Raw genomic sequence first — 4,685 nt, forward strand, 5'->3', positions numbered from 1 at the left:
CTGCTGACACCCCTGGTCGGGGCCGCGCTGCTGACCGCCGCCACCGCCGGCATGGCCGCCGACAAGATCCCTGTGGTCGCCAGTTTCAGCATCCTCGGCGACCTGGTTCGTGTGGTCGGCGGTGACCGCGTCACTGTGACCACGCTGGTTGGCCCCGATGAAGACGCGCATGTGTTTGAACCCAAACCCGCAGACGCCAAAAACCTGCTGCAAAGCAAACTGCTGGTCAGCAACGGCCTGGGCTTTGAACCGTGGGCACAAAAACTCGTCAAGTCCGCTGGCTACAAGGGCCAGGCGGTGGTCGCTTCACAAGGCGTGAAGGCGAGCACCATGCCCGGTGAAAAAGGCGGAAAAGAAACCGACCCGCACGCCTGGCAGGATCCAACCAACGTCGTGATCTACGTGCGCAACATCGCGGCGGCGCTATCACGGCTCGACCCCACCGGCGCTGCCACCTACAAAGACAACAGCGAAGCCTACGTGAAGGAATTGCAGGCACTCGACACCTGGGCCAAAGAGCAGCTCAGCGCCGTCCCGTCTGCCAAACGCAAGGTCATCACCTCACACGACGCCTTCGGTTATTTCGGCGCGCACTACCAGGTCAGCTTCCYGGCACCGCAAGGAATTTCCACCGAAGCCGAACCCAGCGCGAAAGAAGTCGCCCAGTTGATCCGGCAGATCCAGCGCGAAAAAATCAGGGCCGTGTTTTTCGAAAACATGAGCAACCCCAAGCTGCTCGCCCAGCTGAGCAAGGACGCCGGCGTGACGCCCGGCCCCGCACTGTATGTCGATGCCCTGTCAAAAGCCGGCGGCCCGGCTGACAGTTATCTCAAGCTGATGMGGCACAACGTGACGCAGCTGGTGGCGGGGATCAGGCTGAACTGAACATGAAATAAAACGGCTACCCGTTTGATGAATGCCTGCCGTGCCCTCAGTCACGCGCCCTTTCCTTTGGCGCGCCATTTCTGCAGCGGGATGGCCGTCCCTGAGACAGGGTCCAGGACAAGCAACTGCTTGCCAGTAATCTCTACAAAAAAAACATGCCAAAGCTCCAGGCGATCAGGCCGATTGGCATAAACGGATACTGACCAGTAGCAATGGCCGCGCATCAACGCTTGTTTGTCCACGGATTGGCCGTATACGACAGGAAACTTGTGCGAACGGGACCATGCGACCAGTTCAGGCAAATGCTGAACTGATTTCACGGAGCGGGCGTATCCGTCAGCGTGCAATGCCACCGCATCGCAGGCTGGCGCAGCATGGCTTGCGCCGCACACGCAGAAAAGCAGGGCAAAGAGCAAGCGCAGCGGGTAACGAAATTCAGGCAGAACAGGCATCAGTGATTCGTCCGTTGTTGATCCGTTATTTATCCGTCGTTTATCCGAAATCAGGAAAACCCGCGCTTGACATCAGGCGTCGCGAAATGCCGACAGCATCAGTCGCGCCACCGTCAAAATCGCCAGCTGGGCAAAAAGCCAGCCCGCAAACAACAGACCTATTGCATCCCATTTGATGCTGCAGTCCTCGCCGTGAACCGAATAGTTTGCAGATACGTCGCGGGTCACATAAGCACAGAACTCTTCCTGCGGGTTGTGATCAAGCGCTCCGTAGCACATGAAAAAAGCCAGAGGCAGGGCCACCAACAGCGGGATCAGCACCCATGACACCAAACGATTAACGGTGAAGTTCATTGCCAATCTCACTCATTTTTTACTCTCGAAATCTGGCCGTTCGCAGTGCGCCGCGAATACGCGGATATCAATAGTCAAATGTGTTCAGTCGCGATAGGGTTCATTACTTCGCGGCGCATCCGGCAACTGTTCATCCAGCGACTGGCGGTAACGGATGCAGCCGCGAAAGAACTGCGGCCAGTCGGGTACAACGGGCACCGGGTCGGTCTTCTCCGGCAGCAGCGCCCACAGCGCCGGATGGTGCCAGCACAGCTCATGGCCTGTGCTGTCGCGATGCTCGCGAATGCCCTGGCGGAGCCTTTTGACTTCCTCAATGAGTTGTTCACGCGACAGGCTTTCAAGGTCGGTGTCCATGGTGCCTCCGTATTGACCATGAGTTGTTCAGAGTGCCCGGGCCCCATCATAGGCACGACGGACCAACCGCACGCTGCCGCCAGGCGTCGATTGGGATCAGTCCTCGCGTCGCTGCGTGAGCTTCGCATAGGCAATGGCATCCGCCAGCTTTTCATAACGGTACTCACGAAACCCATACAGGCGTCCATCGAATGTGATGCCCAGCTCATGCATCACCGCTTCAGCACTCACTGGTGCTTGCACCGCGTCGGGCAATGGTGAACGCGCTGCCTGCATCTTGCTTGTGGCCGGCGATCTGTGCCGGTCGCGCATCAACTTGATGCCGATGGAAACCGCTACGCCAATCGTGCCCCAAGCCATGAATGGCACGATCAGCTCCAGCAGCCGCGGCGCTACCAGGATAAAACTGCACCCTGCGTGCGGGCACGTGCGCTGCAGCCACGTGGACCATGCGGCATATCCGAGTGCGATCCATCCTATCCAAAAAACTATGTGTGTCACGATTTTTGGCGCCTCTGAAATAAAACTGCAAACTCCGATTCCTTCTCAGCGACGGCTACTCACTCCCATCAAACATCGAAAGTGGTTCGAGTTCGCGCCGTTGGTTTTTTGATGAGTTGGTCGTTCGTTTTTTGCCGATCGTGTTTGTTTCGATGACAACACCTGTCAGGTAATTGGTACTGATGGTCTGGGTGGAGACGGGGCCGGGTTCGTCATCCCTGAAGGGAGATTGRAGAAAGAACTCCGATCCCACACGAACCAGTTGGCCACCACGCCACAAATACTTTACCGAGCGATGACTGCCCCAGCTCAGGCCATTGAGAAACAGGGAAATTTCCAGGGTCTTGCCGCGTATCCACACTTCGCGGCTCCGCTGCAGGTGCTCAAGGCGCTGTGAGTGCGTCCAGGGAACGAAGCTCCCGTCAGGCCGACCGCGCAACACACCAACGAAAAGATGGGCACCATCATTCGATACGACAACATAAGCCATGTCGGCCACGCCATCACCATCCAGATCGCCAACCGAGATGTTCTCCATGTCAGTATCGGCGTGCAGCGACATGATCAGGGACCGGGTTCGTGCGTCCAGGCCGGGCAGGTCGGTGGCAAAGGCTTTGCCGCACAACGCGAGCAAGATAACGAATAGCCAGACGTGGTTCATAGGTTCTTGTGTTTTGCCGAAAAGTCTGCGGAAGCCCAAGTTTGGTCAGTTCACAATCATAGAGTCCAAGCGCTGCAATGCCATCCCCCAAACACATGAGGGTCAGCCTGCAAAGCGCTTCGGTCTCCCCTCAAACCGCTGTATAACCAAGCCACCAACGCGACTACCCCAGCGGTGCATCACCCCATGACTTCCACCCTTACCCGACACCCCACCCACCTGCGCAGCCACACCTTCCACGGCCTCGCCCCCGGCCCGCGTCTGCTGGTCACCGGCGCTGTGCACGGCAACGAGACCTGCGGCACACGCGCCATCACGCAGCTGCTGGAAGAAATCGACAGCGGCCAGCTCGGCATTGAGCGCGGCACCGTGACATTTGTGCCCGTGACCAACCCGCTGGCCTACCGGCTCAAGCAGCGCATGGGTGAGCGCAACCTCAACCGCAACATGGCGCCGAGCGCGATTCCGCAGGACTTTGAGGACCGCATTGCGAACGTGCTGTGCCCGCTGCTGGATGCGCATGACGTGCTGCTGGACCTGCACTCCTTCCACACCGGCGGCGCGCCCTTTGTGATGATTGGCCCGCAAAACAACACGGGGGCGCTGGAGCCTTTTGACCACGCTGCGGAAGAAATGCAGCTGGCGCTGCACACCGGGCCGCACCGTATTGTGGAAGGCTGGCTGGACACCTATGCGCGCGGTGTGAAACGTCGGGCCGAAGCCGCCTCCGCCAGTGCGGGTGACCGCAAGCAGGCGCTGGTGACCGACCCGAACTACGGCGTGGGCACGACCGAGTACATGCGCTCGCGCGGCGGCTACGGCGTGACGCTGGAATGCGGCCAGCATGATGACCCTGCGGCCGTGGGGGTGGCGCGGCACGCGATCTTGCAGACGCTGGGCTTGCTGGGCCTGATTGCGAAGCCGCCTGCGCCAGAACCGGCGCAGCGCGAGATCCTGCGGCTGGTCGAGGTGGTGGACCGCGACCATGCAGGCGACACCTTTGCCCGCGAGTGGCGCAGCTTTGACCCGGTCCAGCGCGGCGAAGTGATCGGCACACGCCACGGCGGCGAGCCCATCACCGCGCCGGTGGACGGCTTTGTGGTGTTTCCCAACCCGCGCAGCGAAGCGGGCCAGGAGTGGTTTTACTTCGCGCAGCGGCGGGCTTGAGCCTACGCGGGTGGCCAGCGCGTACAGATCCCGGCGCTCCCGGAGCCGCTATCTATTTAATAGCTGCCAGCGCTCGTCCTTATTGGCTTAGAGGCCAATTTGATCGATAAATAAGGGCGCTTTCAGGCGCCAGGCGGGCCCAAACGCGCCGAAACCATCGTAAAGGTGGATTCGACGGCCACCGCGTTCAAAAAAGGCGGTTTTCAGCATTAAAAGTGGGGCTTCAGCCCAATGCTGACGGGCGCAAGCAGCTATCTATTTAATAGCACCCAGGCATCCCGGGCTTCCGCCCAACCGCTCAGTCCTTCACG

Annotated in this window: 7 protein-coding genes; 2 read left to right on the forward strand and 5 right to left on the reverse strand. The window is 59.7% G+C overall.

Annotation, left to right across the window (positions count from 1 at the left end; all coding sequences use genetic code 11):
- On the forward strand, positions 1-885 hold the full coding sequence (locus tag AC1D0Z_RS16285) for a metal ABC transporter substrate-binding protein (RefSeq protein WP_477659262.1): 885 nt from the start codon (positions 1-3) through the stop codon (positions 883-885).
- Positions 886-935: 50 nt separating this feature from the next.
- Here the strand turns inward: AC1D0Z_RS16285 and AC1D0Z_RS16290 are convergent, their stop codons facing one another.
- The 5 genes from AC1D0Z_RS16290 to AC1D0Z_RS16310 all read right to left on the reverse strand — a co-directional run bounded on the left by AC1D0Z_RS16290 (position 936) and on the right by AC1D0Z_RS16310 (position 3,207).
- The gene (locus tag AC1D0Z_RS16290) at positions 936-1,337 is read right to left on the reverse strand and encodes a hypothetical protein (protein WP_477659263.1); all 402 of its coding nucleotides are present in this window, start codon (positions 1,335-1,337) and stop codon (positions 936-938) included.
- A 72-nt stretch (positions 1,338-1,409) separates the two neighbouring features.
- Positions 1,410-1,691, reverse strand: a complete 282-nt coding sequence (locus AC1D0Z_RS16295; RefSeq protein WP_477659264.1) for a hypothetical protein — start codon at positions 1,689-1,691, stop codon at positions 1,410-1,412.
- An 84-nt stretch (positions 1,692-1,775) separates the two neighbouring features.
- Entirely contained in the window at positions 1,776-2,045 is a 270-nt protein-coding gene (locus AC1D0Z_RS16300) for a hypothetical protein (protein ID WP_477659265.1), read from the reverse strand.
- Positions 2,046-2,141: 96 nt separating this feature from the next.
- Complete coding sequence (locus AC1D0Z_RS16305; RefSeq protein WP_477659266.1) at positions 2,142-2,414, reverse strand: hypothetical protein; 273 nt, start codon at positions 2,412-2,414, stop codon at positions 2,142-2,144.
- 187 nt (positions 2,415-2,601) lie between these two features.
- Positions 2,602-3,207 carry a hypothetical protein gene (locus tag AC1D0Z_RS16310; RefSeq protein WP_477659267.1) on the reverse strand — a complete coding sequence of 202 codons (606 nt, stop codon included), beginning with the start codon at positions 3,205-3,207 and terminating at the stop codon, positions 2,602-2,604.
- Between the two features lie 186 nt (positions 3,208-3,393).
- Here AC1D0Z_RS16310 and AC1D0Z_RS16315 point away from each other — a divergent pair, with 186 nt between their 5' ends.
- Positions 3,394-4,374, forward strand: a complete 981-nt coding sequence (locus AC1D0Z_RS16315) for a succinylglutamate desuccinylase/aspartoacylase family protein (RefSeq protein WP_477659268.1) — start codon at positions 3,394-3,396, stop codon at positions 4,372-4,374.
- The last annotated feature ends 311 nt before the right edge of the window (positions 4,375-4,685 follow it).

It is taken from the genome of Polaromonas sp. P1_E3 (assembly GCF_056405935.1).

What these genes read in the sequence shown, in the direction of transcription:
- AC1D0Z_RS16315 (WP_477659268.1), top strand. Translation starts at nt 3,394, where the DNA reads ATGACTTCCACCCTTACCCGACACCCCACCCACCTGCGCAGCCACACC.
- AC1D0Z_RS16295 (WP_477659264.1), bottom strand. Translation starts at nt 1,691, where the DNA reads ATGAACTTCACCGTTAATCGTTTGGTGTCATGGGTGCTGATCCCGCTG.
- AC1D0Z_RS16290 (WP_477659263.1), bottom strand. Translation starts at nt 1,337, where the DNA reads ATGCCTGTTCTGCCTGAATTTCGTTACCCGCTGCGCTTGCTCTTTGCC.
- AC1D0Z_RS16300 (WP_477659265.1), bottom strand. Translation starts at nt 2,045, where the DNA reads ATGGACACCGACCTTGAAAGCCTGTCGCGTGAACAACTCATTGAGGAA.